This is a genomic window from Streptomyces sp. DT2A-34, from assembly GCF_030499515.1.
GTDB lineage: Bacteria > Actinomycetota > Actinomycetes > Streptomycetales > Streptomycetaceae > Streptomyces.
In genome coordinates this window covers 1025448-1052402 of record NZ_JASTWJ010000001.1, presented here as the reverse complement: position 1 = coordinate 1052402, position 26955 = coordinate 1025448, and the positions used below count along the sequence as shown (strand labels likewise).

At 71.0% G+C, this 26955-nt stretch carries 23 protein-coding genes and 2 pseudogenes; 16 read left to right on the top strand and 9 right to left on the bottom strand.

The annotated features are described in order from the left end of the window. Positions 1 to 30: 30 nt before the first annotated feature. On the top strand, positions 31 to 1734 hold the full coding sequence (locus QQM39_RS04510; protein ID WP_301995325.1) for a BCCT family transporter: 1704 nt from the start codon (positions 31 to 33) through the stop codon (positions 1732 to 1734). Positions 1735 to 1745: 11 nt separating this feature from the next. Here the strand turns inward: QQM39_RS04510 and QQM39_RS04505 are convergent, their stop codons facing one another. Next, positions 1746 to 2696, bottom strand: coding sequence for an FAD-dependent oxidoreductase (locus tag QQM39_RS04505; RefSeq protein ID WP_301995324.1), 951 nt, complete (start codon positions 2694 to 2696; stop codon positions 1746 to 1748). Positions 2697 to 2762: 66 nt separating this feature from the next. Between QQM39_RS04505 and QQM39_RS04500 the strand changes: the two genes are divergently transcribed. Together QQM39_RS04500 and QQM39_RS04495 are read left to right on the top strand one after the other, a co-directional pair. Further along, the gene (locus tag QQM39_RS04500; RefSeq protein ID WP_301995323.1) at positions 2763 to 3791 is read left to right on the top strand and encodes an oxidoreductase; all 1029 of its coding nucleotides are present in this window, start codon (positions 2763 to 2765) and stop codon (positions 3789 to 3791) included. 201 nt (positions 3792 to 3992) lie between these two features. Beyond that, positions 3993 to 5633, top strand: coding sequence for an ABC-F family ATP-binding cassette domain-containing protein (locus QQM39_RS04495; RefSeq protein ID WP_301995322.1), 1641 nt, complete (start codon positions 3993 to 3995; stop codon positions 5631 to 5633). A 27-nt stretch (positions 5634 to 5660) separates the two neighbouring features. Here QQM39_RS04495 and QQM39_RS04490 read toward each other — a convergent pair whose 3' ends face one another. The 4 genes and pseudogenes from QQM39_RS04490 to QQM39_RS04475 form a co-directional block, all read right to left on the bottom strand. Beyond that, on the bottom strand, positions 5661 to 6842 hold the full coding sequence (locus QQM39_RS04490; RefSeq protein WP_301995321.1) for a serine hydrolase: 1182 nt from the start codon (positions 6840 to 6842) through the stop codon (positions 5661 to 5663). Between the two features lie 670 nt (positions 6843 to 7512). Next, positions 7513 to 9889, bottom strand: a pseudogene (locus QQM39_RS04485) (Tex family protein). Positions 9890 to 9993: 104 nt separating this feature from the next. Then, the gene (locus tag QQM39_RS04480; RefSeq protein WP_252100478.1) at positions 9994 to 10125 is read right to left on the bottom strand and encodes an LPFR motif small protein; all 132 of its coding nucleotides are present in this window, start codon (positions 10123 to 10125) and stop codon (positions 9994 to 9996) included. Between the two features lie 136 nt (positions 10126 to 10261). Then, complete coding sequence (locus tag QQM39_RS04475; RefSeq protein ID WP_301995319.1) at positions 10262 to 11131, bottom strand: hypothetical protein; 870 nt, start codon at positions 11129 to 11131, stop codon at positions 10262 to 10264. A gap of 114 nt (positions 11132 to 11245) precedes the next feature. Here QQM39_RS04475 and QQM39_RS04470 point away from each other — a divergent pair, with 114 nt between their 5' ends. Together QQM39_RS04470 and QQM39_RS04465 are read left to right on the top strand one after the other, a co-directional pair. Next, the gene (locus tag QQM39_RS04470; RefSeq protein WP_301995318.1) at positions 11246 to 12205 is read left to right on the top strand and encodes a GlxA family transcriptional regulator; all 960 of its coding nucleotides are present in this window, start codon (positions 11246 to 11248) and stop codon (positions 12203 to 12205) included. A gap of 10 nt (positions 12206 to 12215) precedes the next feature. Further along, positions 12216 to 12865: pseudogene (locus tag QQM39_RS04465) on the top strand (DJ-1/PfpI family protein). Here QQM39_RS04465 and QQM39_RS04460 read toward each other — a convergent pair. Beyond that, a complete protein-coding gene (locus QQM39_RS04460; protein ID WP_301995316.1) occupies positions 12837 to 13592 on the bottom strand; it encodes an enoyl-CoA hydratase/isomerase family protein in 756 nt (251 codons plus the stop codon). The pseudogene QQM39_RS04465 and the gene QQM39_RS04460 sit on opposite strands and share 29 nt — an antisense overlap. Before the next feature lie 248 nt (positions 13593 to 13840). On the opposite strand from QQM39_RS04460, the gene QQM39_RS04455 reads away from it, so the two are divergent. Beyond that, positions 13841 to 14350: an ATP-binding protein gene (locus tag QQM39_RS04455; protein ID WP_302003474.1), complete on the top strand. Its 510-nt coding sequence runs from the start codon at positions 13841 to 13843 to the stop codon at positions 14348 to 14350. Between the two features lie 15 nt (positions 14351 to 14365). Here the strand turns inward: QQM39_RS04455 and idi are convergent, their stop codons facing one another. The 3 genes from idi to galE form a co-directional block, all read right to left on the bottom strand. Beyond that, positions 14366 to 14959, bottom strand: coding sequence for an isopentenyl-diphosphate Delta-isomerase (gene idi / locus QQM39_RS04450; protein ID WP_301995315.1), 594 nt, complete (start codon positions 14957 to 14959; stop codon positions 14366 to 14368). 187 nt (positions 14960 to 15146) lie between these two features. Further along, positions 15147 to 16088: a cation diffusion facilitator family transporter gene (locus QQM39_RS04445; protein ID WP_301995314.1), complete on the bottom strand. Its 942-nt coding sequence runs from the start codon at positions 16086 to 16088 to the stop codon at positions 15147 to 15149. A gap of 156 nt (positions 16089 to 16244) precedes the next feature. Continuing rightward, positions 16245 to 17228: a UDP-glucose 4-epimerase GalE gene (galE, locus tag QQM39_RS04440; protein WP_301995313.1), complete on the bottom strand. Its 984-nt coding sequence runs from the start codon at positions 17226 to 17228 to the stop codon at positions 16245 to 16247. 299 nt (positions 17229 to 17527) lie between these two features. Here galE and QQM39_RS04435 point away from each other — a divergent pair, with 299 nt between their 5' ends. The 10 genes from QQM39_RS04435 (at position 17528) to QQM39_RS04390 (ending at position 26953) form a co-directional block, all read left to right on the top strand. Further along, complete coding sequence (locus tag QQM39_RS04435; protein ID WP_301995312.1) at positions 17528 to 19336, top strand: DUF5941 domain-containing protein; 1809 nt, start codon at positions 17528 to 17530, stop codon at positions 19334 to 19336. Beyond that, positions 19333 to 20085: a phosphocholine cytidylyltransferase family protein gene (locus QQM39_RS04430; RefSeq protein ID WP_301995311.1), complete on the top strand. Its 753-nt coding sequence runs from the start codon at positions 19333 to 19335 to the stop codon at positions 20083 to 20085. The genes QQM39_RS04435 and QQM39_RS04430 overlap by 4 nt, the downstream gene beginning before the upstream one ends. Continuing rightward, positions 20073 to 21134 (top strand): iron-containing alcohol dehydrogenase family protein, encoded by a 1062-nt coding sequence (locus QQM39_RS04425; RefSeq protein WP_301995310.1) that lies wholly within the window; start codon positions 20073 to 20075, stop codon positions 21132 to 21134. The genes QQM39_RS04430 and QQM39_RS04425 overlap by 13 nt, the downstream gene beginning before the upstream one ends. After that, a complete protein-coding gene (locus QQM39_RS04420; RefSeq protein ID WP_301995308.1) occupies positions 21112 to 21891 on the top strand; it encodes a CDP-alcohol phosphatidyltransferase family protein in 780 nt (259 codons plus the stop codon). The genes QQM39_RS04425 and QQM39_RS04420 overlap by 23 nt, the downstream gene beginning before the upstream one ends. A 5-nt stretch (positions 21892 to 21896) precedes the next feature. Further along, positions 21897 to 22769 carry a glycosyltransferase family 2 protein gene (locus QQM39_RS04415; RefSeq protein ID WP_302003473.1) on the top strand — a complete coding sequence of 291 codons (873 nt, stop codon included), beginning with the start codon at positions 21897 to 21899 and terminating at the stop codon, positions 22767 to 22769. 96 nt (positions 22770 to 22865) lie between these two features. Then, complete coding sequence (locus tag QQM39_RS04410; RefSeq protein ID WP_301995307.1) at positions 22866 to 23795, top strand: ABC transporter permease; 930 nt, start codon at positions 22866 to 22868, stop codon at positions 23793 to 23795. Beyond that, complete coding sequence (locus tag QQM39_RS04405) at positions 23788 to 24576, top strand: ABC transporter ATP-binding protein (RefSeq protein WP_301995305.1); 789 nt, start codon at positions 23788 to 23790, stop codon at positions 24574 to 24576. Before QQM39_RS04410 ends, QQM39_RS04405 begins: the two co-directional genes overlap by 8 nt. A gap of 387 nt (positions 24577 to 24963) precedes the next feature. Continuing rightward, on the top strand, positions 24964 to 25863 hold the full coding sequence (gene hpnC, locus QQM39_RS04400; protein ID WP_301995304.1) for a squalene synthase HpnC: 900 nt from the start codon (positions 24964 to 24966) through the stop codon (positions 25861 to 25863). Beyond that, positions 25860 to 26810, top strand: a complete 951-nt coding sequence (gene hpnD / locus QQM39_RS04395; RefSeq protein WP_301995303.1) for a presqualene diphosphate synthase HpnD — start codon at positions 25860 to 25862, stop codon at positions 26808 to 26810. The genes hpnC and hpnD overlap by 4 nt, the downstream gene beginning before the upstream one ends. Next, a complete protein-coding gene (locus QQM39_RS04390) occupies positions 26810 to 26953 on the top strand; it encodes a DUF6380 family protein (protein ID WP_301995302.1) in 144 nt (47 codons plus the stop codon). Before hpnD ends, QQM39_RS04390 begins: the two co-directional genes overlap by 1 nt. The last annotated feature ends 2 nt before the right edge of the window (positions 26954 to 26955 follow it).

Genomic DNA, 26955 nt, shown 5'->3' with positions numbered 1-26955 from the left:
ATCCACCGTTCACCGGGGAAGGTGCCGCAGATGACTGAGGATCTCAAGAAGAGAGGTGGCCGGGAGGGTCCTACGGACGTTTCCGGCCACCCGAGCACGGACCGAGTGGTGTTCGGCGTCACCGCGGCCATCACCGTGGCCTTCGTGATCTGGGGCTGGGCGGCCACGGACTCGCTGGAGAGCGTGTCCACGAAGATGCTGAACGGCCTGATCCACAACGGCGGCTGGGCCTTCATACTCGCCGCCTCGTGTTTCGTGGTCTTCGCGCTGTGGCTCGCGATCAGCCGCTACGGCCGTATCCACCTCGGCGCCGAGGGCGAGGAACCCGAGTTCAAGACGGTGTCCTGGGTGGCGATGATGTTCAGCGCCGGCATGGGCATCGGCCTGATGTTCTACGGCGTGAGCGAGCCGCTCTCGCACTACTCGGCCCCGCCTCCGGGCACGAACCCCGCCAACTCCGGCGAACGCATGGAGACGGCGATGGCCACCACCCTCTTCCACTGGACGCTGCACCCCTGGGCGATCTACGCGGTGGTCGGACTCGGCATCGCCTACAGCACCTTCCGCAAGCGGCGGCGCCAGACCATCAGCGCGGTCTTCACCCCGTTGATCGGGGAGAAGCACGCGAACGGCGTCGGGGGACGGGTGATCGACATCCTCGCGATCATCGCCACCGTCTTCGGCTCCGCGGCCTCACTGGGCCTGGGCGCGCTCCAGATCGGCTCCGGCTTCCAGGAACTGGACTGGATGGACGACGTCAGCACCGGCCTGCTCGTCTCGATCATCGCCGTGCTGACCCTGGCCTTCGTGCTCTCGGCCGTCTCCGGCATCGAGCGGGGCATCCAGTGGCTGTCCAACACCAACATGGTGCTGGCCCTGATCCTCGCGGTCTTCGTGTTCATCGCGGGCCCCACGATCATCGTGCTCGACCTGCTGCCCACGTCGATCTTCGCCTACCTCGGCGACCTGCCCCAGCTCGCCGGCCGCACCGAGGCCAGCGGCGGCGAGGGCGTCGCGGACTGGCTCGGCAGCTGGACCGTCTTCTACTGGGCCTGGTGGATCTCCTGGACGCCCTTCGTCGGCATGTTCATCGCCCGGATCAGCCGCGGCCGCACCATCCGGCAGTTCGTCGGCGGCGTCATCCTCGTGCCCAGCACCGTCAGCCTCGTCTGGTTCGCGGTCTTCGGCGGTACGGCGATGAAGCTGAAAGAAGGCGGCGCGCTCGGCGGCGAGGAGACTCCCGAGGGTCAACTCTTCGGCGTCCTCCAGGAGTTCCCCATCGCCACCGTCACCAGCCTGCTCGTGATGATCCTGGTCGGCATCTTCTTCGTCTCGGGAGCCGACGCCGCGTCCATCGTCATGGGCACGCTCTCCCAGAAGGGCGCCCTCGAACCCGGCCGCTTCGTCGTCGTTTTCTGGGGCGTGGTCACCGGAGCCGTCGCCGCCATCATGCTGCTCGTCGGCAGCGGCCAGGGCGACGCGCTCACCGGCCTGCAGAACCTCACGATCCTGGCCGCCGCGCCCTTCGTCCTCGTGATGATCGGCATGTGCGTCGCCCTCATGCGCGATCTGCGCCGGGACCCGGTCATCGTGCGCGGCGAGATGGGCTCCGAGGCCGTCGAGCTCGCGGTGATCGAGGGCCACAAGAGGTACGACGGCGACTTCGAGATCAGGGTCGGCCCGGGCGCCGGCACGGACACCGAGGGCGACCCCCTGGGTCACGACCACGGCTGAACGGTGCGCACTCAGGAGGAGGCGAGCCCGGCCGCCTCCTCCGCACACCCCCACGCCACGGTCACACCCGCCCCGCCATGCCCGTAGTTGTGCACCAACACCCGCCCGCCCGGCAGTGCTTCACGCTCCAGCCGTACGGCGTCCCGTACCGGCCGCAGCCCCACCCGGTGCGCCAGCACCCGCGCCCCCGCGATCTCCGGCCGCAGCACCGCACACCGCCGTACGATCGCCTCGGCCACTCCCGGATCCGGCTCCGGTGACCAGTCGTCCTCGACCGCGGTACCGCCCAGGAGCAGCCGCCCGGGCTGCGGGAAGAAGTACGCCATCTCCCCGTCGGCGTCGGTCGAGGTCAGCCAGGTGCGGATGCCGGGGTTCTCCACGACGACCAACTGCCCGCGCACGGGGCGCACGGACGCGTCGGGCACCAGCTCGCGGGCGCCGAGTCCCGTGCAGTTGACCACGACCGGCGCCTCGACCTCCGCGAAGCCGGACACCGACCGCGTCTCGATCGCGCCGCCCGTCTTCAGGAACCGGTCCCGCAGCCACGGCAGAAACGTCGCCATGTCGATCACCGGCAGCCGCGCCCACAGCCCCGAACCGGCGTACTCCTCGGCCGTCGTCGCGCGCAGCCCCGGCAGCCGGGCCGTGGCCCACGCGTCCGCCTCGTCCAGGCTCGCCTCGCCCAGCACCCCTTCGACCATGCGTACGCCGGTCGGCTCGCTCCCCGCCGCCAGCTCCTCGTACACATCCAGGGAGCGCAGGGCCCACGCCCGCGCGAGCGCGCACGGCTCGATCCGGTACGGCCACCAAAGCGCCCCCGCAACCGCCGAGGTGGTCGCCTCGACGGGATCCCGCGTCCAGACACGCACGCGTGCGCCCCGTTCGGCCAGAACGAGGGCCGTGGTCAGCCCGATGACACCGCCGCCGACCACCACGACATCGTCCACCTGTTCGCTCCCCATGCCGGGACGTTAGCGGAATATGTCATGCCGCGCTCATATCGGTCCTTCCGTGGGGATACTCACAGCATGTCTGCCGAGTACGCGACCTTCGGCCTGGCACCGGCGATGCGTGCCGGTGGAGTCCTCGCCAACGGTGACTACCAGGTGCACCGGGACTTCGTGGACTTCATCGTCGACGGACGCCCGCTGCTGTTCCAGCTCTCCGACCTCGACGCCGTCTCCCCGCTCGCCTCCGACGTCCCGCCCGCCATCTTCACCGCCCAGGTCCGCAGCCTGCTCCTGGAGGCGGACGCCCCGCTTCCCGGCGGCCGGTACGTCATCTACGGCTGCCCGGACTGCGAGGACCTCGCCTGCGGCGCCGTCACCGCGCTCATCGACCAGGACGGCGACGACTACATCTGGCGGGACTTCGCCTGGCAGACCGACGAACACCCCGACCTGGAGCTCAACGGCTACCACGGCATCGGGCCCTTCCGCTTCCACGGCACCGAGTACCGCGCGGCGCTCGGCTCCCTGCTCGACGGCGACTCCGAGGCGCCCGCCGCCCGCCGCCGGGTGCTCCTCATCGGCGCCCGCGTCGCCCTCCTGGCCAAGCTCGCCGCCGCCCTGCGCACCATCGGCATCGGCGCCGACATCACCCACGACGTGGGCGGCGTCCCCGCCGACGAACTGCGAGCCTACGGCGCCGTCGCCTTCGGCCGGGCGATCGGTGCGGAGCAGCGCGCCGCCGTACGCCGCGTTTTCGCGGACGCGGGAGTCGACGTGGCGTACGTCGACGGCCTCGCGCCGATCGTGCCGCTGCTGGTCGCGCAGATCGAACACGCCCTGGACCGCAGTCCGGCCGAACAGCGCCGCCTGACCCGCCTGGTGGCCGCCGACGGCGAGGCGGGCGTCGAGGTCACCTCACCCTGCCGGGTCCGCCTCACCACGTACCGGCTCGACCGCCTGTACCGCACCCACACCCACGAGGTCTTCGACGGCATCCTGGAACCGGGCCGCCATCGCATCACGCTGGACGCGAAGGCGGTGAAGGGGGAGTCGTTCGTGGTGGCTCGGACGTCGGGGAGTGTGCTGGTGCAGGCGGTTGCGCGGTAGCGCTCCGCTGGGTGCCGCGATGAGGTGGGTGCCGCTTTATGCCGTCGGTCGTCTGCGGGGCCGTTGTGGCTGGTCGCGCCCACGCGGCGGAGCCGCATATGGATACAGCCCCGCGCCCCTTTGGGGCGCTGCCCCCCGGCGATCCTGCGCGCCGGAAACCCCGACGCGTCCCGTGTGCCCCTGCCACTAGGATCACCCCCTGTGACTGCCACCCTCGTTGCCAAGAACCTCGCCGCAGGCCACGGCGACCGTGCTCTGTTCAGTGGGCTCGACCTCGTCGTGGCGCCCGGAGATGTGATCGGCCTGGTCGGGGCCAACGGCGCGGGCAAGTCCACGCTGCTGCGCCTGCTCGCCGGGCTGATGGCGCCGGAGGAGGGTGAGCTGCGGCTGTCCCCGCCGACCGCGACCGTCGGTCACCTCCCGCAGGAACCGGAGCGACGGCCGGGCGAGACCGTACGGGAGTTCCTGGCCCGGCGTACCGGGGTCGCCGAGGCCCAGCGGGCGATGGACGAGGCCACGCAGGCCCTGGTCGACGAAGCGCCCGGCGCCGACGACGCGTACGCGACGAGCCTGGAGCGATGGCTGGGACTGGGCGGCGCCGACCTCGACGAGCGGGCCGAGGAGGTCGCCGACTCGCTGGGCCTGGCCGTGGACCTGGACCAGCCCATGACGTCCCTGTCGGGCGGCCAGGCGGCGCGCGCCGGACTGGCCTCGCTGCTGCTGTCGCGCTACGACGTCTTCCTCCTCGACGAGCCGACGAACGACCTCGACCTCGACGGCCTGGAGCGCCTGGAACGCTTCGTCGGCGGCCTGCGCGCCGGGACGGTGGTCGTCAGCCACGACCGCGAGTTCCTCACCCGCACGGTCACCAAGGTCCTCGAACTCGACCTCGCCCAGCGGCAGATCAACCTCTACGGCGGCGGCTACGAGGCCTATCTGGAGGAGCGCGAGGTGGCCCGTCGGCATGCCCGCGACGACTATGACGAGTACGCCGACAAGCGCGCCGCCCTGCAGGACCGGGCACAGATGCAGCGCTCCTGGATGGACAAGGGCGTCAAGAACGCCCGCCGCAAGGCGAGCAACGACAACGACAAGATCGGCCGCAAGTTCCGCAGCGAGGCCAGCGAGAAGCAGGCCGCCAAGGCCCGCCAGACCCAGCGCATGATCGAGCGCCTGGACGTCGTCGAGGAGCCACGCAAGGAGTGGGATCTGCGCATGGAGATCGCCTCGGCCCCGCGCTCGGGCGCCGTGGTCGCGACCCTGCGGGACGCCGAGGTACGACGCGGCGACTTCACCCTCGGCCCGGTGTCCCTGCAGATCGACTGGGCCGACCGGGTGGCGGTCACCGGCGCCAACGGCGCGGGCAAATCGACGCTGCTGGGCGCCCTGCTGGGCCGCGTCCCCCTGACCGCGGGACAGGCGACGCTCGGCTCGGGCGTCCTGATCGGCGAGGTCGACCAGGCCCGCAAGCTCTTCCACGGCGAGGAGTCCCTGCTGGACGCCTTCTGCGCCGCGGTCCCGGACACGGAACCGGCGGAAGTCCGCACCCTCCTGGCCAAGTTCGGTCTGAAGGCGGACCACGTCCTGCGCTCGGCAGCCACCCTCTCCCCGGGCGAACGCACCCGCGCCGCCCTCGCCCTCCTCCAGGGCAAGGGCGTCAACCTCCTGGTCCTGGACGAGCCCACGAACCACCTCGACCTGCCGGCCATCGAGCAACTGGAATCCGCCCTGGACGCCTACGAGGGCACACTGCTCCTGGTCACCCACGACCGGCGCATGCTCGACGCGGTCCACGTCACCCGCCGCCTCGAGGTCGCCGACGGCAAGGTGACCGAACGCTAGGGCGTGTGCGTCAGCCCCTGCCCTCGGTCAGCGCAGCAGCGCGCAGACGAAGTTCTCCTGCACGGCGCGCAGTCGTTGCAGAAGGGCGGGCTTCAGGGCCTGGTTGATCTGGGTGGTGACGGAGAAGGTCAGCGACCGGCGCCCGTCCGGCGTGGCGGCGATCAGCTGCGTGTAGCCGAGGGTGTTGCCGGTGTGCCCGAGCACCACCCCACAGCGGGTCGTGTACCGGAAAATGGCGAGTCCCGCGTCGTTGCGCCCCGGCCCGGCGGGCTCGGACGCCGCCCCCGGGATCCAGCGCCGCTGCTCCCGTACGACAGCGCGGCCGTACAGCCGGCCGCCGGCGTAGCCGCGGATGAAGCGGGTCATGTCGACGGGCGTCGACACGATGCCGCCCGACGCCCAGACAGCGGACATGCTCAGAACCTCGCTGACGTCCTCCGGAGGCGAGGGCGGGCTCACGTCGTAGCCGTGCAGATAGGGCCGCGGCATCCGGTAGCCCTGCGGCAGGCTGGTGTCGCGCAGGCCCAGCGGCCGGTACACCAGCTCGTCCAGCAGCCGCTCGTACCGGACGCCGGTCGCCGCCTCCGCCATCAGGGCGACGGCGATGTTGTCGGAGTTGGAGTACTGGTACCGGGAGCCGGGCCGGAAGAGCAGAGGCCGGTCGGCGACGTAGTCGAGCAGCCTGCGCGAGTCGAAGCGGTGCCGGGGATCCGCGCTGAGGGTGGCCAGGAACGCCGGGGCCTGCGCGAAGTCGGGCAGGCCGCTGGTGTGGTTCAGCAGCTGGCGCAGCGTCACGGAGCCCCAGGCCCGCGGCAGACGGGGCAACCGCTTGCGCAGGGTGTCGTCCAGGCGCAGGTAGCGACGGTCGACGAGGGACAGCGCCACCGCGCCGCTGAACGCCTTGGCCGCACTGGCGATCCGCATGTGGTCGTACGGGTCGGGCCTCCGGCCGGTCTCCAGGTCCGCGACGCCGGCCCGGACGACCCGGCCGCGCCTGCCGTCGTGGAGGACAGCGATGACGCCGGGCGGGCCGCCCGGCGCGCGGACCAGCTCCTCCAGCTGCCGCTGGAGGGCGTGGTCGGGGTGCGGTCCGGGCCGTGCGGCGGCTTCCGCGCCCGCCGGGGACAACAGCGCCAGACAGGCGGCGAAGACGGAGACCGCCCCAATACGGGGCCCGAACGGGGTACGGCGGCGGGGCGGGGTGGGCATCGGCACTCCTGAGCGGCGGCGGACATGGGGATCGGGCGTCCAGCTTCGCCCGCCCGGATCCGGGCAGCCGCTCGTGCTACTGCACATGGCCCAACAGGCCGCGCTCTGCCGCTTGCCCGAGCCGCGCGGCCCTGCCCTGCCCGGGCCGGGTAGTCGACGACGAGACCGTCGTCGTCGAACCCGGTGTCGCTGCTGAAGTCGCCGGAGACGAAACGACTCCGGCCGTGGCCCGGTACGGCCCCGGAAGCACGACCCCCGGAGCCGTACCGACCGCTCGGCCGCGGGCCCGCAGGCCGTCGCCCTAGGCCCTGTCGTCAAATTCCCGCCTGCCCGGCGGCGTCTGGCACGCACTCCCCCCACTCTCGACTTCGCTCGAGCGGGGGGACCCCCATGCCGCGTTGCCGAACCGCCCACGTGGCTCCTCCCCCACGCGTGAACCGAGCTTCGCCCGGCTTGCGCGGGGGCACCCCCATCGAGGGCGCTCCGGCGCCTTGCGATCGCACGCTCCCCCACGCTCGAACCGGCTTCGCCCGGCTCGCGCGGGGGCACCCCCATCGCCGCCGCCGGGCCCGCCCTTCGGGCGGACGACGGGAATTTGACGACAGGGCCTAGGAGCCAACCGGCCCGGACCCTCCGTGTCGTACCGGAGAGTCCGGGCCCGCGTGTCGACTCAGCGCTTGCCCCGCTTCGGGTCGACCAGACCCGCGCGGCGCAGCGCGTCGGCCATCGCGCTGTTGGCCGGGGGAGGGGCCTGGCGCGAGCCACCGCCGCCACCGCCGCCGCGCCCCTGTCGCTGCTGAGGCGGCCGCCCGCCCCGCTGCCGGCGCTCGCCGCCGCCCCCGCCCTGCTGCTGCCCCTGCGGGGTCGCCTCGTCGTCGAGCCGCAGCGTCAGGGAGATCCGCTTGCGCGGGATGTCGACGTCGATGACCTTCACCTTGACGATGTCACCGGGCTTCACCACGTCCCGGGGGTCCTTGACGAACGTCTTCGACAGCGCGGAGACGTGCGCCAGACCGTCCTGGTGGACACCGATGTCGATGAACGCCCCGAAGGCCGCCACGTTCGTCACGACGCCCTCCAGAACCATCCCGGACGACAGGTCGGAGATCTTCTCGACGCCCTCCTTGAAGGTGGCCGTCTTGAAGGCGGGCCGCGGGTCGCGCCCGGGCTTCTCCAGCTCCTTGAGGATGTCCGACACGGTGGGCAGACCGAACGTCTCGTCCACGAAGTCGGTCGGCTTCAGCGACCGCAGCACGCCCGTGTTGCCGATGAGCGAGGCCACCTCCTGGCCGGAGGTCTTCACCATGCGCCGGACGACCGGGTACGCCTCGGGGTGCACGCTGGAGGCGTCCAGCGGGTCGTCGCCGCCGCGGATGCGCAGGAAGCCCGCGCACTGCTCGTACGCCTTCGGGCCGAGCCGCGCCACGCCCTTCAGCTGGGTGCGCGACTTGAAGGGGCCGTTCGCGTCCCGGTGCGCCACGATGTTCTCCGCCAGCCCGGAGGTGATGCCGGAGACCCGGGCGAGCAGGGGTGCCGACGCCGTGTTGACGTCCACGCCCACGCCGTTCACACAGTCCTCCACCACCGCGCCCAGCGAGCGCGACAGCTTCACCTCGGACAGGTCGTGCTGGTACTGGCCGACGCCGATCGACTTCGGGTCGATCTTCACCAGCTCGGCCAGCGGGTCCTGCAGACGGCGGGCGATCGACACCGCGCCGCGCAGCGACACGTCCATGTCGGGCAGCTCCTGCGAGGCGAACGCCGAGGCCGAGTACACCGAGGCGCCCGCCTCGGACACCATCACCTTGGTGAGCTTCAACTCGGGGTGCTTGGTGATGAGTTCACCGGCGAGCTTGTCGGTCTCCACGGGACGCCGTGCCGTTGCCGATCGCGACCAGCTCGACCGCGTGCTCCTTCGCCAGCCGCGCCAGCTTGGCGATCGCCTCGTCCCACTTGTTCGCCGGGACGTGCGGGTGGATGACGTCCGTCGCGACGACCTTGCCGGTCGCGTCGACCACCGCGACCTTCACGCCCGTACGGAAGCCCGGGTCCAGGCCCAGCGTCGCGCGCGTGCCGGCCGGTGCGGCGAGCAGCAGGTCGCGGAGGTTGGCCGCGAAGACGCCCACCGCCTCGTCCTCGGCGGCCGTGCGCAGGCGCAGCCGCAGGTCGATGCCGAGATGGACGAGGATCCGGGTCCGCCAGGCCCAGCGGACCGTGTCCTTCAGCCACTTGTCGGCGGGACGGCCGCGGTCGGCGATCCCGAACTTGGCGGCGACGATCCCCTCGTACGACGAGGGACCGTCCGTAGGCTCCTCCGGTTCCAGGACGAGGTCGAGGACCTCCTCCTTCTCGCCGCGCAGCATCGCCAGGATGCGGTGCGAGGGCAGCTCGGTGAACGGCTCGGCGAAGTCGAAGTAGTCGGCGAACTTCGCGCCCGCCTCCTCCTTGCCGTCGCGCACCTTGGCCGCCAGCCGCCCGCGCACCCACATGCGCTCACGCAGCTCGCCGATCAGGTCGGCGTCCTCCGAGAACCGCTCGGTGAGGATCGCCCGGGCCCCGTCGAGCGCGGCCTGCGGATCGGCCACCCCCTTGTCGGCGTCGACGAAGGCGGCGGCAGCGGCCGGCGGGTCGACGCTCGGGTCACTGAGCAGCCCCTCGGCGAGCGGCTCCAGCCCGGCCTCGCGGGCGATCTGAGCCTTGGTCCTGCGCTTGGGTTTGAACGGCAGATAGATGTCCTCGAGCCGCGCCTTGGTCTCGGCGCCGCGGATCCGGTCCTCCAGCTCCTCGGTCAGCTTGCCCTGCTCGCGCACCGAGTCGAGGATCGCCGTCCGCCGCTCCTCCAGCTCCCGCAGATAGCGCAGCCGCTCCTCGATCGTGCGCAGCTGCGCATCGTCGAGCATTTCGGTCGCTTCCTTGCGGTAGCGGGCGATGAAGGGCACCGTAGAACCGCCGTCGAGCAGCTCCACGGCAGCCTTCACCTGCCGCTCTCGTACGCCGAGCTCCGCGGCGATCCTGCCTTCGATGGACCCTACGAGGGGTGTCGTCACGATCCCGTCCCGCCTTCTGACTGAGGTTGCGCGGCAATTGTGGCAGGTGGCACCGACAACCGGGGATCAGGGCGGCAACCCGGCCCGTCGTGGCGGGGCGAGAATCAGGCCCTGCGGCTTCGCGTACTGCTCGAGGCGCCGCCGAAGAGCCGGGCCAGGGCACGGAACGGCAGCGTCACGACGGTGGCGATCGCACCGCCGATCTGCCGCAACACGTCTGCGATTGCACGGAACACTTGTTTCCCCTTTCCTCTCCGGCCACTACGGCCGGCTGGGGGCCGGGTACCGCGACTCGGGCCCGCCATGCAGCGCGGGCCCGATCAAGGAGTTCCGTCAAGGAGTCCCGTCCGTGGCTCTGCCCGCCGGCAGGCCTCAGCCCCTGCCGAGCAGATCCGCCGGAAACGCCCCCGCCGCCACCGCGGCCCGCACGAACCCCGCACCGAGCTCCGTCAGCCGTGCGACCCCCTCCGCGCCGAGGTGCTCGTACGGCGCCCGGTCCAGGCGGTCCGTCTCGGCCTCGATCTCCGCACGCAGGGTGACGCCCTCCGGGGTGAGCTCGCCCGAGTCCGCCAGCAGACCCCGCTCGCGCAGTCGGCCACAGGCCGCGTCCCAGTCCTCCTGGGTCCAGCCACGGGTGGAGAAGACCCACTTCGGCGACATGCCCTTGCCGGTCGCGGTGTGGGTCACCACCGCCTCCAGCCCGTCGAGGCCCACGGACATCAGTACGGCGAGATGCCCGTCACCGCGGTGCTCGCGCAGCAGCGTGGTGGCGTGGAAGTACGCCAGGTGCGGCTCCTCGGGGACCGGCAGATCCGCGTGCGCCGAGTACAGCGGCCGTGCACTGCGCGAACAGGCCTCGGTCGCCCGGAGCGCGAGCCGCGCGGCCTCCGCCATCTCCGCGGACGCCACCGCCTCATCGCCGAGCAGCCGCCGCAGCAGGGCGTCGACCGCACGCGCGCGTGCCGCCAGCACGTCCTCGGGGGAGGCGATCGCCCAGACCGCGGGTACGTGCCGGGCGACCAGCTCGTGCTTGTAGTTGTAGAACGTCGCCGTCACCGCGCCCGCGCCGACCGGACCCAGCGCGGCGGCCCGTACCGCGAAGTTGACGGCCCTGGGATGCGTGATGCCGAGTGCGGCCAGTTCCTTGCCCAGCTCGGGAGCGAAGTACGAGGTCGCGTGCAGGGAGTTGAGCACGTTGTGGCAGCGGCGACCGGCGCGGGGTTCGAGGGCGGCAGTAGTCATGGCCGGAGGTTACCAACCGCTTGGTACGTCCGCTGCCCGGGTGCGTGGAGCATGGCAGAAAAGGTGGGAAGTACGTCATTGCGGCCGTTCTCAGGGTGTCGAAGAATCGAGCACATGGCGCAGCGAACCGTTCTCCTCGTCCTGTTCGACGGTGTGCAGAGCCTCGATGTCACCGGCCCGCTGGAGGTCTTCGCGGGGGCCGAGCAGCACACCCCGGGCACGTACCGCATCCGTACGGCCTCGCTGGACGGCACTCCCGTGCGCACCTCCAGCGGCCTGACCGTCGTACCGGACGAATCGCTCGCGGACAGCGAGGAGCCGCACACCCTGATCGTCCCGGGCGGCCAGGGCACCCGGAGGCCGGACACCCGGCTCACCGACTGGCTGCGCGAGCACGGGCCGCGGGCAGAGCGGCTGGTCTCGGTGTGCACCGGCGCGATCCGGCTCGCCCAGGCGGGCCTCCTGGACGGCCGCCGCGTCACCACCCACTGGGCGTACTGCGACAAGCTCGCCCGCGACCACCCGGCGGTCGAGGTCGACCCCGACCCGATCTATGTGCGGGACGGACACGTCTCGACGTCCGCCGGTGTCACCTCGGGCATCGACCTCGCCCTCGCCCTGGTGGAGGAGGACCTCGGCCGGCACGCGGCCCTCGCCATCGCCCGGCACCTGGTCGTCTTCCTCCGGCGGCCCGGGAACCAGGCCCAGTTCAGCGCTCAACTCGCCGCCCAGACCGCCCGGCGCGAACCACTGCGCGAGGTCCAGCAGTGGATCACCGAGCATCCAGGCGCGGACCTGTCGGTGGAGGCGCTGGCCGCCCGCGCCCGCCTCTCGCCCCGCCACTTCGCCCGCGCCTTCCAGACCGAGACCGGCATGACCCCGGGCCGCTACGTCGACCGGGTCCGCCTCGAACACGCCCGCCGGCTCCTGGAGGACACCGCCGACGGCATCGAGGAGATCTCCCGCACCAGCGGCTACGGCACCCCGGAGGCGATGCGCCGCGCCTTCGTCAGGACCCTCGGCGCGGCCCCCTCCGAGTACCGCCGCCGCTTCCATCCGACCCCTACGCACTGAAGGGCCCACCATGCAGTTCGCGATCGTCCTCTACGACCGTTTCACCGCCCTCGACGCCGTCGGGCCGTACGAGACCCTCGGCCGGCTGCCGGACTCCGAGCTCGTCTTCGTCGCCGAGGAGCGCGGCCCCGTCCGCAGCGACAGCGGGAATCTCGCGCTGATCGCCGACAAGACCCTGGCCGAGGTGCCGAACCCCGACGTCGTGGTCGTCCCCGGCGGCCCCGGGCAGACCCGCAGATGGAGAACAAGGCCCTCCTCGACTGGATCCGCGCCGCCGACGCCACCAGCACCTGGACGACGTCCGTGTGCACCGGCTCCCTGCTGCTCGCCGCCGCGGGCCTCCTCGAAGGGCGCCGTGCGACCTCGCACTGGCTGGCCCTCGACGAACTGCGGAAGTTCGGCGCCGAACCGACGGGGGAGCGGGTGGTGACCGACGGCAAGTACGTCACCGCGGCCGGCGTCTCCTCCGGCATCGACATGGGGCTCGCCCTGGTCGGCCACATCGCGGGGGACTTCGTCGCCCAGGCCGTACAGCTGGGGATCGAGTACGACCCGCAGCCGCCCTACGACGCCGGGGCCCCGCACAAGGCGCCCGCGGACATCGTAGAGATGCTCCGCTCGATGAGCCGGTTCATCCTCGGCCAGGAACCGACCACGTGAACCGCGGCTGACGGCGCTCCAGGAACGCGGTGACCCCCTCTGCGGCGTCGCCGCTGCCGCGCGCCTGCTCGCCCCAGTGCGCGTCCCGGTCCGCGCGCCCGTCCGCGAACTCCTTCGCCGCGGCCTGCGTCAGCTGCGAGCGCGACGCCAGGACCCGGGTGAACTCCACGACCCGCTTGCCGAGTTCGCCCTCCGGCAGCACCTCGTCCACCAGCCCCGTGCGCAGCGCCCGCTCCGCGTCGATCAACTCGCCCGAGAACAACAGGTACTTGGTGGTCGCCGGACCCACCAGCGACACCAACCGCCGTGTGGAGGACGCCGGATACACGATCCCGAGCTTCGCCGGCGTCACCCCGAACAGCGACCCCTCCTCGGCGAACCGCAGATCACACGCGGCCGCCAGCTGCGAACCGCCACCCACACAGTGCCCCCGGACTGCGGCCAGCGTCGGCTTCGGGAAGGCGGCCAGCGCCTCCTCGGCGGCCACCGCCAGTCCCTGCGCCTCCTGAGGGGACCCCTGGAGCGTCGAGATGTCGGCGCCCGCGCAGAACGTCCCGCCCTCACCGGTCAGCACCAGCGCCCGTACGGCCGGATCGGCGGCCAGCGTGCCGAGCAGCGGCGGCAGCGCCCGCCACATCGCGGCCGTCATCGCGTTGCGCTTGGCCGGATGGTGGATGACGACGGTGGCCACCGAGTCGGCGACGCTGTGCAGCAGCTGGGGCTCCATGGCCCGGATGCTATCCGCCCGCACCGAACGGCCGATCAAGAAGGGTGCCCGCCAAACCCGTACAACCCGAATAGTTCGCCAAGTCGGCACGAGCGGGACAGGAGCGGTCCCACATCTGACGGTGTCATACGCCAACGATCAGAAACGCTCGATACCTGCTGACTTGTGTTCAGTTCTACGGTCCGGACCTGCGCGTTACCAACACTCGACGTGTGGTGACAATCGAGCGCGAGGGTGGCGACCGGACGATGGAGAACCACGGGCGCGGGTCCGGCCCACGCCCAGCAGGCGGCGCGGACGAGCCCCTCGGTCAGCGGCCGCCGAATCCCCTGCCGTACGAGGGTGTGTGGCGGTTCACCGCTCCCGCCGTCGACGCCTCGGTCCCGCAGGCGCGGCACGCCGTACGGGACCTGCTGTACCGCCAGGGCGTGCCGGTTTCGGACGACCTGGTTCAGGGAGTGTTGCTGATCGTTTCGGAGCTGGTCACGAACGCCGTACGGCACGCGGCGCTGCTGTCGCCGATGCTCGCCGTGGAGGTCGCCGTCGGTGCCGAGTGGCTGCGGGTGTCCGTCGAGGACAACCACCCCTACCGTCCGACCGCGCTGGAGGCGGACCACGGCCGGACCGGCGGCCGCGGGCTGCTCCTGGTGCGCGAGGTCACGCGGGAGGCGGGCGGCGTGTGCGACGTCGAGCACACGGCGAGCGGCGGCAAGGTGATCTGGGCCGCCGTCCCGCTCAAACCCGTACGCGTGCCCTAGTTCCCGTAGTTCCCGTCACCAGTCGGCCGACGGGCCCGTCAGCTCTCTGATCGCCGGGCGGGCCGCGTCGAGCACCGTCATGAACCAGGACGAGAAAGGGTCCTTCGCATGGCGCTCCGCCAGCTCGGCGGAGGTCACGAAGGCGGTATCGCCGACCTCCTCCGCATCCGGCCGCAGCGGGGACTGCACCAGACCGACGAAGAGGTGGTTGTACTCCTGCTCCACCAGGCCCGAGTCCGGGTCCGGGTGGTTGTAGCGGACCGTGCCCGCCTCCGCGAGCAGCGACGGGGAGACGCCGAGCTCCTCGTACGTCCGCCGGGCCGCGGCTGCGAAGGGTGCCTCGCCGGGGTAGGGGTGGCCGCAGCAGGTGTTGGACCACACACCGGGGGAGTGGTACTTGCCGAGCGCCCGCTGCTGGAGCAGCAGTCGGCCGCGCTCGTCGAAGAGGAACACGGAGAAGGCGCGGTGCAGTTGCCCCGGCGGCTGATGGGCGGCGAGCTTCTCCGCGGTGCCGATCGTCACACCGTTCTCGTCGACCAGTTCCAGCAAAATCGCGTCTGCGGCGCCGTTCGACGGACTGTGCGTCGCGGTCGCAGGTGTGATCGGCATACCCATCCTTCGCATCGGTCTTGCGCCCCAAGTGTGCCGTACGAAACCGGCACTCCCGGAAGTTGATCGTGCCCGGCGCGGCGGCCCCGGAACCGTCTGCGGGGACGCTGTGGGCATGAGGACGCGACCGACCACCGGATCGCTGCATTCCGTCCGTACTGGCGTTTTGTCGGACCGTGCGTTTGTTTCAGTGGCAGAGCCGGGCCTCGTGCTCCGCGTGCCCGACCGGCTCCAGCTGGAAGGTGCAGTGCTCCACGTCGAAGTGGTCGCCGAGGCAGCCCTGGAGCTCGTGCAGCATCTTCTCGTGGCCGATCGCGTTCAGGACGTCGGAGCGCACCACCACATGAGCCGACAGCACCGGCATGCCGGACGTGATCGTCCAGGCGTGCAGGTCGTGGACGTCCTCGACGCCGTCCAGGGCGAGTATGTGGGCCCGCACCTGCGCCATGTCGACATCCTTGGGGGCCGCCTCCAGCAGGACGTCGAGGGTCTCGCGCAGCAGCTTGAAGGTGCGCGGCACGATCATCAGGCCGATGACCAGCGAGGCGATCGGGTCGGCGGCCTGCCAGCCGGTGGCCAGGATCACCACCGCCGAGATCAGCACCGCCAGCGAGCCCAGCGCGTCCGCGGCCACCTCCAGGAAGGCGCCGCGCACGTTCAGGCTCTCCTTCTGGCCCCGCATCAGCAGCGACAGCGAGATCATGTTCGCGACCAGGCCGATCGCACCGAACACGATCATCAGGCCGCCCTCGGTGTCCGCGGGCGTGAAGAACCGCTGGATCGCCTCGTACAGCACGTAGCCGCCGACACCGAGGAGCAGCAGGCAGTTGGCGAGGGCGGCGAGGATCTCCGCGCGGGCGTAGCCGAAGGTGCGCTTGTCGCTCGGCGGGCGGTTCGCGAAGTGGATGGCGAGCAGGGCCATGCCGAGGCCCAGCGCGTCGGTCGCCATGTGCGCCGCGTCCGCGATCAGGGCCAGCGAGTCCGCGAGCACACCGCCGACGATCTCGACCACCATGACGCCGAGCGTGATCGACAGCGCGACGCGAAGCCTTCCGCGATAGGCGGCCGCCGCCGTGCCGGTCGTGGGCGCGTGCGAGTGCGCGTGCCCGTGATCGTGCCCAGCCCCCATGAGAAAGCCGCCCTTCTGTGGTCCGTCCGACGATCGGAACTTCCGTCCGGGATCACAGTGAACTACGGGCGGGGGGTATCGGGCAACGCGGCACTGAACACCGTTGTCATGTGCCCTGACCTGCGGAAACGATCCGCAGGTCAGGGCCCTGCATGATCAGCCGCGCGACGGGCCGCCGTGGTGCAGGAGCCACCCCTGCCACGCCGACTCGACCATCTCGCGTATCCCGCGCCGAGCCGTCCAGCCGAGCTCCTCGGCGGCCAGCGCGGCCGAGGCGACCGCGCGCGGCGCGTCCCCGGGACGCCGGGCCTCTACGACGGCGGGGCGCGGGTCGCCGGTGACCTCCCCGATGACGGTGATCAGCTCGCGCACGGAGACGCCCTCGCCGCGGCCGATGTTGACCGTCAGATCGCCGCTCGCGTCCGCCGCGGTGAGCCGCCGGGCCGCCGCCAGGTGCGCCTCGGCGAGGTCGGCGACATGGATGTAGTCGCGGACGCAGGTGCCGTCGGGCGTCGGATAGTCGTCGCCGAAGATCCGCGGGGCCTCGTCGCGGATGAGCCGGTCGAAGACCATGGGGACGATGTTGAAGACGCCCGTGTCCGCCAGCTCGGGCGAGGCGGCGCCCGCGACGTTGAAGTAGCGCAGGCACACGGTGGCGATTCCGTGCGCCCGGCCCGTCGCCCGCACCAGCCACTCACCGGCGAGCTTGGTCTCGCCGTACGGGTTCACCGGCGCGCACGCGGTGTCCTCCGTGATGAGATCCACATCAGGGTTGCCGTAGACGGCGGCGGACGACGAGAAGACGAACCGTTTCACCCCCGCCTCGGCGACCGCCTCCAGGAGCGTGGCGAGACCGCCCACGTTCTCCCGGTAGTAGCGCGTCGGCTGCGCCACGGACTCGCCGACCTGCTTGCGCGCGGCGAGATGCACCACACCCGTCACCGCATGCTCGGCCAGCACCCGCTTCAGCAGGGCACCGTCGAGCGAAGAGCCCTCGACGAGCGCGACGTCCGACGGCAGCCGCGCGGGAAACCCGGCCGAGAGGTCGTCCAGTACGAGGACGTGCTCCCCTGCGTCGGTCATGGCCCGCGCCACATGTGCTCCGATGTAGCCGGCTCCGCCTGTGATCAGCCATGTCATGGTCGCCCACCCTATGTGGAGGAACAGGCGAGGCACACAATGTCCTCGATGCCCCGGTCTGTGAGCACGAGTTTGTGGGCGGCCCCCGCAATCCCCGATGATGATCGCGGCAGGGCTCTGGGCGAACCACGTCGATCGCTTCGCCAAACGGCCGGTGAACGCAGGCTTCCCATCATCCGATAGCCTCTGCCGACACGCCGCCCGGCCGGGCCCTGTCGTCAAGGGGACCCGCCAACGGGCGCCGCCACCCACGTACATGACCGGCGCGGAGACGCCGGCACCCAGGGAGTGAGTTTCGGTTGTCGACCGCCATCCTCACCGGTCAGCCGGTCCCCGGATCGTCGATCGAGGGCGATCTGCGGTCCCTCGGCTACGACGTCCGGGTCGCCGCCGACCCGGCCGACGCCGAGACGCTCCTCGCCCAGGTGCCCGGTGACCAGCGGGTCGCCGTCGTCGACGCCCGCTTCGTCGGCCACCTGCACGCGCTGCGCCTCGGCCTGACCGACCCCCGCTTCCCGCTCGCCGCGATCCCGGGCGCCGTCACGGCCCAGCCCGCCGGCCGCCAGGCCCTGACCCGCGCCATGGCCCGGGAGAACTCCGCGGGCGGCGGTACGGCGGTGGCCGTCGACAGCCTCGCCGACCGCATCGTCACCGCCCTCGACGACGAAGGCACCGACGTCCACCGCCCCGAGCTCGGCAGCCTGGTCGCCGCCGTCCCGGCCGACCCGCAGGCCCGCAACGAGGCACGGCAGGCCGTAGCGAACGTCGATGACGAGGCCGTACGCCTGAAGTCGGCCGTGAAGTCCCGCGACGGCTTCTTCACGACCTATTGCATCAGCCCGTACTCCCGCTACATCGCCCGCTGGTGCGCCCGCCGGGGCCTGACCCCCAACCAGGTCACCACCGCCTCCCTGATCACCGCGCTCATCGCGGCGGGCTGCGCGGCCACCGGCACCCGGGGCGGGTTCATCGCGGCCGGCCTCCTGCTGATCTTCTCGTTCGTGCTGGACTGCACCGACGGACAGCTCGCCCGCTACTCGCTTCAGTACTCCACGCTCGGCGCCTGGCTGGACGCCACCTTCGACCGGGCCAAGGAGTACGCCTACTACGCCGGCCTCGCGCTGGGAGCCGCACGGGGCGGCGACGACGTCTGGGCACTCGCCCTGGGCGCCATGGTCCTGCAGACCTGCCGGCACGTCGTCGACTTCTCCTTCAACGAGGCCAACCACGACGCCACCGCCAACACCAGCCCTACGGCCGCCCTCTCCGACAAGCTGGACAGCGTCGGCTGGACGGTGTGGGTACGCCGGATGATCGTCCTGCCGATCGGCGAGCGCTGGGCGATGATCGCGGTGCTCACGGCGGTCACCACTCCCCGTATCACCTTCTACGCACTGCTCATCGGGTGCGCGTTCGCGGCGACGTACACGACGGCGGGCCGCGTGCTGCGGTCGTTGACCCGTAAGGCCCAGCGCACCGACCGGGCGGCGCGGGCGCTGGCGGACCTGGCCGACAGTGGGCCGCTCGCCGAGGGTCTGGCCTCCGGCATGCGGCGGCTACCCGCCCGCGGCCCGCTCGGCTCCCGCGCGCTCGTGGCGCTGGAGGGAGCCATCCCACTGATGGTCGCGCTGGCCCTCACCGACTACGGCAGTGCGCTCCCCGTGGCCCTGGCCGCCCTGTACGTCCTCGCCTCCGCCGCAGCCGTCGCCCACCCCCTCAAGGGGGCCCTCGACTGGCTCGCCCCGCCGTTCTTCCGCGCCGCCGAATACGGCACCGTCCTGGTGCTGGCGGCCAAAGCGGACGTGAACGGAGCCCTTCCTGCGGCTTTCGGCCTGGTGGCGGCCGTCGCCTACCATCACTACGACACGGTGTACCGCATCCGCGGCAACGCCGGAGCGCCCCCGGCCTGGCTGGTGCGCGCCATCGGGGGGCACGAAGGACGGACGCTGCTCGTCACCGTCCTCGCCGCGGTGCTCTCCGCCTCGCAGTTCACGGTCGCGCTCACGGCCCTCGCCGTGGTCGTGGCCCTGGTGGTGCTCGTCGAGAGCATCCGCTTCTGGGTGTCCTCCGGGGCGCCCGCCGTACACGATGAAGGAGAACCCGCATGATCGGCCTCGTGCTGGCGGCCGGCGCCGGACGGCGTCTGCGCCCCTACACCGACAGCCTTCCCAAGGCTCTGGTGCCGGTGGGGCCTGCGGGCATAGAGGGCGAACCCACGGTTCTGGATCTGACCCTCGGCAACTTCGCCGAGATCGGTCTGACCGAGGTCGCGATCATCGTCGGCTACCGCAAGGAGGCCGTGTACGAGCGCAAGGAAGCCCTTGAGCAGAAGTACGGCCTGAAGCTCACCCTCATCGACAACGACAAGGCCGAGGAGTGGAACAACGCCTACTCCCTGTGGTGCGGCCGTGACGCCCTCAAGGACGGCGTGATCCTCGCCAACGGCGACACCGTCCACCCGGTCTCCGTCGAGAAGACGCTGCTCGCCGCCCGCGGCGACGGCAAGAAGATCATCCTCGCCCTGGACACGGTGAAGCACCTGGCCGACGAGGAGATGAAGGTCGTCGTCGACCCCGAGAAGGGCATGACGAAGATCACCAAGCTGATGGACCCCGCCGAGGCCACCGGCGAGTACATCGGCGTCACCCTCATCGAGGGCGACGCCGCCCCCGAGCTGGCCGACGCCCTGAAGACCGTGTGGGAGACCGACCCGCAGCAGTTCTACGAGCACGGCTACCAGGAGCTCGTGAACCGCGGCTTCCGCATCGACGTGGCGCCGATCGGCGACGTCAAGTGGGTGGAGATCGACAATCACGACGATCTCGCCCGCGGACGGGAGATCGCGTGCCAGTACTGACCCGGCTCATTCCCTCGCCGGTCGTCGTGGACATCCGCCCGGGTGCCCTCGACGACCTGGCCGGTGTGCTCGCCGACGAGCGCATCTCGCACTCCGGCAAGCTGGCCGTCGCCGTCAGCAACGGCTCCGGCGCCCGGCTCAAGGAGCGGCTCGCTCCGGCGCTGCCCGGCGCCAGCTGGTACGAGGTCGGCGGCGGCACCCTCGACGACGCGGTCCGGCTGGCCGGCGACATAAAGGCCGGCCACTACGACGCGGTCGTCGGGCTCGGCGGCGGCAAGATCATCGACTGCGCCAAGTTCGCCGCGGCCCGCGTCGGCCTGTCCCTGGTCGCCGTACCGACGAACCTCGCGCACGACGGCCTGTGCTCGCCGGTCGCCACCCTCGACAACGACGCGGGCCGCGGCTCCTACGGCGTGCCGACCCCGATCGCGGTCGTCATCGACCTGGACGTCATCCGCGACGCCCCGGCGCGTTTCGTGCGTGCGGGCATCGGCGACGCGATCTCCAACATCTCCGCGATCGCGGACTGGGAGCTCGCCAACCGCGTCAAGGGCGAGAAGATCGACGGCCTGGCCGCCGCGATCGCCCGCCAGGCCGGCGAGGCGGTCCTGCGGCACCCCGGCGGCATAGGGGACACCGACTTCCTGCAGGTGCTGGCCGAAGCGCTGGTCCTCAGCGGTATCGCCATGTCGGTGTCGGGCGACTCCCGCCCGTCCTCCGGCGCGTGCCACGAGATCAACCACGCCTTCGACCTGCTGTTCCCCAAGCGCGCCGCCGCCCACGGCGAGCAGTGCGGACTGGGCGCGGCCTTCGCGATGTACCTGCGCGGGGCACACGAGGAGTCGGCCTACATGGCCGAGGTGCTGCGGCGGCACGGGCTGCCGGTGCTTCCGGAGGAGATCGGCTTCACGGACGACGAGTTCGTCCGCGTCGTGGAGTTCGCTCCCCAGACCCGGCCCGGCCGCTACACGATCCTCGAACACCTCGACCTGACCACCGACCAGATCAAGGACATCTACGCCGACTATGTCAAGGCCATCGGTAGCTGAACTCCGCCCCGTCGTTCACCCCGCGGGGGTGAAGGACCGGCGCAGCGGTGAGCACTGGATGGGACGCCTCTACATGCGTGAGGTGTCCCTGCGGGTCGACCGCTACCTGGTGAACACCAGGGTCACGCCCAACCAGCTCACGTACCTGATGACCGTCTGTGGTGTCCTCGCGGCCCCGGCACTCCTGGTGCCGGGGATCCCGGGGGCGGTGCTCGGCGTGGTCATGGTCCAGCTGTACCTGCTGCTGGACTGCGTCGACGGCGAGATCGCACGCTGGAGGAAGCAGTACTCGCTCGGCGGGGTCTACCTGGACCGCGTCGGCGCCTACCTGACCGACGCGGCGGTGCTGGTCGGCTTCGGCCTGCGCGCCGCCGACCTGTGGGGCAGCGGCCGTATCGACTGGCTGTGGGCGTTCCTCGGCACGCTGGCCGCGCTCGGCGCGATCCTGATCAAGGCGGAGACCGACCTCGTCGGTGTCGCCCGGCACCAGAACGGCCTGCCGCCGGTCAAGGAGGCCGCCTCCGAGATGCGCTCCTCCGGCATGGCGCTGGCCCGCAGGGCCGCCGCCGCCCTCAAGTTCCACCGCCTGGTCCTCGGTATCGAGGCGTCCCTGCTGATCCTGGTGCTGGCGATCGTGGACCAGGCCCGCGGTGACCTGTTCTTCTCCCGGCTCGGCGTCGCGGTGCTGGCCGGCATCGCGCTGCTGCAGACCCTGCTGCACCTCGTGTCCATCCTCGCTTCGAGCAGGCTGAAGTGAGCGGCATGAAGGTCGGCGCGGTGATCATCACCATGGGCAACCGCCCCGACGAGCTCCGTGCCCTGCTCGACTCGGTCGCCAAGCAGGACGGCGACGCGGTCCAGGTCGTCGTGGTCGGCAACGGCTCCCCGGTGCCCGACGTCCCCGAAGGCGTCCGCACGATCGAGCTGCCCGAGAACCTCGGCATCCCCGGCGGCCGCAACATCGGTATCGAGGCCTTCGGCCCCAGCGGGCGCGATGTCGACGTACTGCTGTTCCTCGACGACGACGGCCTCCTCGCCCACCACGACACCGCGGAGCTGTGCCGCGAGGCCTTCGAGGCCGATCCGAAGCTCGGCATCATCAGCTTCCGCATCGCCGACCCGGACACCGGCGAGACCCAGCGCCGCCACGTCCCCCGGCTGCGCGCCTCCGACCCGATGCGCTCCTCCCGGGTCACCACCTTCCTCGGCGGCGCCAACGCCGTGCGGACCCAGGTCCTCGCCGAGGTCGGCGGGCTGCCGGACGAGTTCTTCTACGCCCATGAGGAAACCGACCTGGCATGGCGGGCCCTCGACGCGGGCTGGATGATCGACTACCGGTCCGACATGGTGCTGTACCACCCGACGACCGCGCCCTCCCGGCACGCGGTCTACCACCGCATGGTCGCCCGCAACCGCGTCTGGCTCGCCCGCCGCAACCTCCCCGCCCCCCTCGTCCCGGTCTATCTGGGCGTCTGGATGCTGCTCACGCTCCTGCGCCGCCCCTCCCGCCCCGCCCTGAAGGCATGGTTCGGCGGATTCAGGGAAGGCTGGACCACCCCGTGCGGTCCCCGCAGGCCCATGAAGTGGCGTACGGTGTGGCGGCTGACTCGACTGGGCCGACCTCCTGTCATCTGACAAGCTCGGTCCTGAGAGCAACCGGGCCACACCCGGGCCCCAGGTTCATGCCAAGCCCGCACAGGCTGCGCATCTCGAAGACGAAAGTTTCCACTGGTGAGTGAGACAACGCACGACGGCGGAGTCGCGGTGAGCGCGCCTCCGTCGCCCGACGAGGACCTCACGGCGGCACAGCTCGCCGCCAAGTACGGGCTGTCCGTGAGCGGCGCCCGCCCCTCGCTGTTCGAGTACGTCCGCCAGCTCTGGGACCGGCGGCACTTCATCCTCGCGTTCTCGCGGGCGAAGCTGACCGCCCAGTACAGCCAGGCGAAGCTCGGCCAGCTGTGGCAGGTGGCCACGCCCCTGCTGAACGCGGCGGTGTACTTCTTCATCTTCGGCCTCATCCTCAAGGCCGACCGCGGCATGAACCGCGAGGTGTACATCCCGTTCCTCGTCACCGGCGTGTTCGTGTTCACCTTCACCCAGAGCTCGGTGATGGCGGGCGTACGCGCGATCTCCGGCAACCTCGGCCTGGTCCGCGCCCTGCACTTCCCGCGCGCCTCGCTGCCGATCTCCTTCGCGTTGCAGCAGCTCCAGCAGTTGCTGTTCTCGATGATCGTGCTGTTCGTGGTGGCGGTCGGCTTCGGCAGCTACCCGCGCCTGTCCTGGCTGCTCATCGTGCCGGTGCTGGCGCTGCAGTTCCTCTTCAACACCGGCCTCGCGATGATCATGGCCCGCGCGGGCGCGAAGACCCCGGACCTGGCCCAGCTCATGCCTTTCGTGATGCGTACCTGGATGTACGCGTCCGGCGTGATGTTCTCCATCCCGATCATGCTTGAGGACCGCCCGGACTGGATCGCGACCGTCCTGCAGTGGAACCCGGCCGCGATCTACATGGACCTGATGCGCTTCGCCCTCATCGACGGCTACGACTACTCGAACCTGCCCACCAACGCCTGGGCGGCCGCGCTCGGCTGGGCCGTGCTGTTCGCCGTCGGCGGCTTCGTCTACTTCTGGAAGGCGGAAGAGAGGTACGGCCGTGGCTGAGCAGAAGACGGATGCCCGCATCCCCACCGTCATCGCAGACGAGCTGCACATCGTCTACCGCGTCAACGGCGCCAAGACCGGCAAGGGCAGCGCCACCGCCGCCCTCAGCCGCATCCTCAAGAGGGGCTCCGACGACGCGGAGCGGGGTGTGCGCAAGGTGCACGCCGTCCGCGGCGTCTCCTTCGTCGCCTACCGCGGCGAGGCCATCGGCCTCATCGGCTCCAACGGCTCCGGCAAGTCCACCCTGCTGCGCGCCATCGCCGGCCTGCTCCCGCCCGAGAAGGGCAAGGTCTACACCGACGGCCAGCCCTCCCTGCTCGGCGTGAACGCGGCCCTGATGAACGACCTGACCGGCGAGCGCAACGTCATATTGGGCGGGCTCGCCATGGGCATGTCCCGCGAGCAGATCAAGGAGCGCTACCAGGAGATCGTCGACTTCTCGGGCATCAACGAGAAGGGCGACTTCATCACCCTGCCGATGCGCACCTACTCCTCCGGCATGGCGGCCCGGCTCCGCTTCTCCATCGCCGCCGCCAAGGACCACGACGTCCTCATGATCGACGAGGCGCTGGCCACCGGCGACCGCAAGTTCCAGAAGCGCTCCGAGGAACGCATCCGCGAGCTGCGCAAGGAAGCCGGCACCGTGTTTCTGGTCAGCCACAACAACAAGTCGATCCGCGACACCTGCAACCGCGTTCTGTGGCTGGAACGCGGCGAGCTGCGGATGGACGGTCCGACGGACGAGGTCCTCAAGGAGTACGAGAAGTTCACGGGCAAGTAGTCCACCCGGACATGGGCCGTGCGGCCCAGAACGCTTCGCAGGGCCCCGCCGGAACTGCCCCGGCGGGGCCCGCGTCCGCAAAGGAAACGTCAACTCCGGCTGGCCATAGGAATCTTGACGCCAATCGGTGCGTTGTTGTGATGCGCAGGACACCCCCACAGGTCGCGCCCCGTTGTACAACGTAAGCTGTACCGGTACCGAAACGCGGCAAGTAGGGCGATAACGCGCGACACCCCTCTCTCCGGGCTGCGGCGCGGACGGCCGGGCGGCGTGTCCGAAATAGTGTGCATTGGGTCTGCGGTGTAGAACGGGAGATGTGACGGCAATGGCTACGGAAACTCCCCAGCTCCACGCAGCATGTGCCGTCCCCGCGCCGGGCAGTCCGCGGTGACGGGACCAAGCGCGCGCCCCGGCGATCCGGAGCGCGGCACGCTCGACAAGGCCGCCGCGGAGAACTTCCCCGTGGCGCCGTTCTTCCTGCCCAGGGCCTGGCGCACCGACCTCATGGCCGTCTACGGCTTCGCCCGCCTGGTCGACGACATCGGCGACGGCGATCTCGCTCCCGGCGGCGCCGACGCCCGTCTGCTCGGCGTGTCGCCCGCGGACGCCGAGGACCGCCTGGTCCTCCTCGACGCCTTCGAGGCCGACCTTCGCCGTGTCTTCGACAGCACCCCGCGCCACCCCTTGCTGCGCCGTCTGCAGCCGACCGTCCGCCGCCGCTCTCTGACCCCCGAGCCCTTCCTCGGCCTGATCGCCGCCAACCGCCAGGATCAGCTCGTCGGGCGGTACGAGACCTACGACGATCTCCTTGCCTACTGCGAACTGTCCGCCAACCCGGTCGGCCGTCTCGTCCTCGCCGTCACCGGCACCGAGACCCCCGAGCGGATCCGCCGCTCCGACGCGGTGTGTACGGCGCTGCAGATCGTCGAGCACCTCCAGGACGTCGCCGAGGACCTCGGCCGTGACCGGATCTATCTGCCGGCGGACGACATGAAGCGCTTTCACGTCGAGGAAACCGATCTCGCGGTAAAAACAGCAGGCGCATCGGTGCGCGCACTGGTTGCATACGAAGCCGAACGTGCCCAGAACCTCCTGAATGAAGGCACCCCCCTGGTGGGTAGCGTCCACGGCAGGCTCAAGCTGCTGCTGGCGGGTTTCGTGGCGGGGGGAAGGGCGGCGATCCGTGCGATCGCCGCCGCGGAATACGACGTACTTCCCGGCCCGCCCAAGGCCAGCAAGCTCCAGCTGCTGCGCGAGGTGGGCGTGACTCTGCGAGGAGAGGGGTGATCCGGACCGTGGAGTCTGCACCACACGCGTCCGCACCGGTACTCGCCGCCTACAGCTACTGCGAGGCCGTCACCGGACAGCAGGCCCGTAACTTCGCCTACGGCATCAGGCTGCTGCCCACGCCCAAGCGCCGCGCGATGTCGGCGCTGTACGCGTTCTCGCGCCGCGTCGACGACATCGGCGACGGCGCGCTGGCCGCCGAGGTCAAGATCGCCAGGCTCGAGGACACCCGCAAGCTGCTGACCCGGATCCATGACCGGTCGGTCGACGAGGACGACATCGACCCCGTCGCCGTCGCCCTCACGCATGCCGCCGACACCTTCCCGATCCCGCTCGGCGGTCTGGACGAGCTCATCGACGGCGTCCTGATGGATGTGCGCGGCGAGACCTACGAGACCTGGGACGACCTGAAGGTCTACTGCCGCTGTGTCGCGGGCGCCATCGGCCGCCTCTCGCTCGGCGTGTTCGGCACGGAGCCGGGGGTGCGTGGCGCCGAGCGCGCGTCGGAGTACGCCGACACGCTCGGGCTCGCCCTGCAACTCACCAACATCCTGCGCGACATCCGCGAGGACGCCGAAGGGGGGCGCACCTATCTGCCCTCCGACGACCTCGCCAAATTCGGCTGCTCGAACGGCTTCAGCGGGTCGACACCACCGGAGGGTTCCGACTTCGCGGGCCTTGTGCACTTCGAAGTGCGTCGGGCCCGCGCCCTTTTCGCCGAGGGCTACCGGCTGCTCCCCATGCTGGACCGGCGCAGCGGCGCCTGTGTCGCCGCCATGGCCGGCATCTACCGCCGCCTCCTCGACCGTATCGAGCGCGACCCGGAGGCCGTGCTGCGCGGCCGGGTCTCCCTGCCCGGACGCGAGAAGGCGTACGTCGCGGTGCGCGGCCTGAGCGGTCTGGACGCCCGGCATGTGACCCGTCGTACCGTCAGGAGGCGTGCCTGATGGACATTCCGGTCCAAGGTGATGCCCCCGGCGAAAAGTGGCGGGCAACCCTCCGCTGCCGGGCGGCGTCCCTGACTGAGACGACCGGCCGTGCACCGTTCGAGCACCGGCACGGCGGTCGCGCAGGGGAGGGTGCACGATGACC

Excerpts from the sequence above, each read along its gene's own strand:
- QQM39_RS04510 (WP_301995325.1), top strand. The coding sequence starts at position 31 with ATGACTGAGGATCTCAAGAAGAGAGGTGGCCGGGAGGGTCCTACGGAC.
- QQM39_RS04505 (WP_301995324.1), bottom strand. The coding sequence starts at position 2,696 with ATGGGGAGCGAACAGGTGGACGATGTCGTGGTGGTCGGCGGCGGTGTC.
- QQM39_RS04500 (WP_301995323.1), top strand. The coding sequence starts at position 2,763 with ATGTCTGCCGAGTACGCGACCTTCGGCCTGGCACCGGCGATGCGTGCC.
- QQM39_RS04490 (WP_301995321.1), bottom strand. The coding sequence starts at position 6,842 with ATGCCCACCCCGCCCCGCCGCCGTACCCCGTTCGGGCCCCGTATTGGG.
- QQM39_RS04475 (WP_301995319.1), bottom strand. The coding sequence starts at position 11,131 with ATGACTACTGCCGCCCTCGAACCCCGCGCCGGTCGCCGCTGCCACAAC.
- QQM39_RS04470 (WP_301995318.1), top strand. The coding sequence starts at position 11,246 with ATGGCGCAGCGAACCGTTCTCCTCGTCCTGTTCGACGGTGTGCAGAGC.
- QQM39_RS04460 (WP_301995316.1), bottom strand. The coding sequence starts at position 13,592 with ATGGAGCCCCAGCTGCTGCACAGCGTCGCCGACTCGGTGGCCACCGTC.
- QQM39_RS04455 (WP_302003474.1), top strand. The coding sequence starts at position 13,841 with ATGGAGAACCACGGGCGCGGGTCCGGCCCACGCCCAGCAGGCGGCGCG.
- idi (WP_301995315.1), bottom strand. The coding sequence starts at position 14,959 with ATGCCGATCACACCTGCGACCGCGACGCACAGTCCGTCGAACGGCGCC.
- QQM39_RS04445 (WP_301995314.1), bottom strand. The coding sequence starts at position 16,088 with ATGGGGGCTGGGCACGATCACGGGCACGCGCACTCGCACGCGCCCACG.
- galE (WP_301995313.1), bottom strand. The coding sequence starts at position 17,228 with ATGACATGGCTGATCACAGGCGGAGCCGGCTACATCGGAGCACATGTG.
- QQM39_RS04430 (WP_301995311.1), top strand. The coding sequence starts at position 19,333 with ATGATCGGCCTCGTGCTGGCGGCCGGCGCCGGACGGCGTCTGCGCCCC.
- QQM39_RS04420 (WP_301995308.1), top strand. The coding sequence starts at position 21,112 with ATGTCAAGGCCATCGGTAGCTGAACTCCGCCCCGTCGTTCACCCCGCG.
- QQM39_RS04415 (WP_302003473.1), top strand. The coding sequence starts at position 21,897 with ATGAAGGTCGGCGCGGTGATCATCACCATGGGCAACCGCCCCGACGAG.
- QQM39_RS04390 (WP_301995302.1), top strand. The coding sequence starts at position 26,810 with ATGGACATTCCGGTCCAAGGTGATGCCCCCGGCGAAAAGTGGCGGGCA.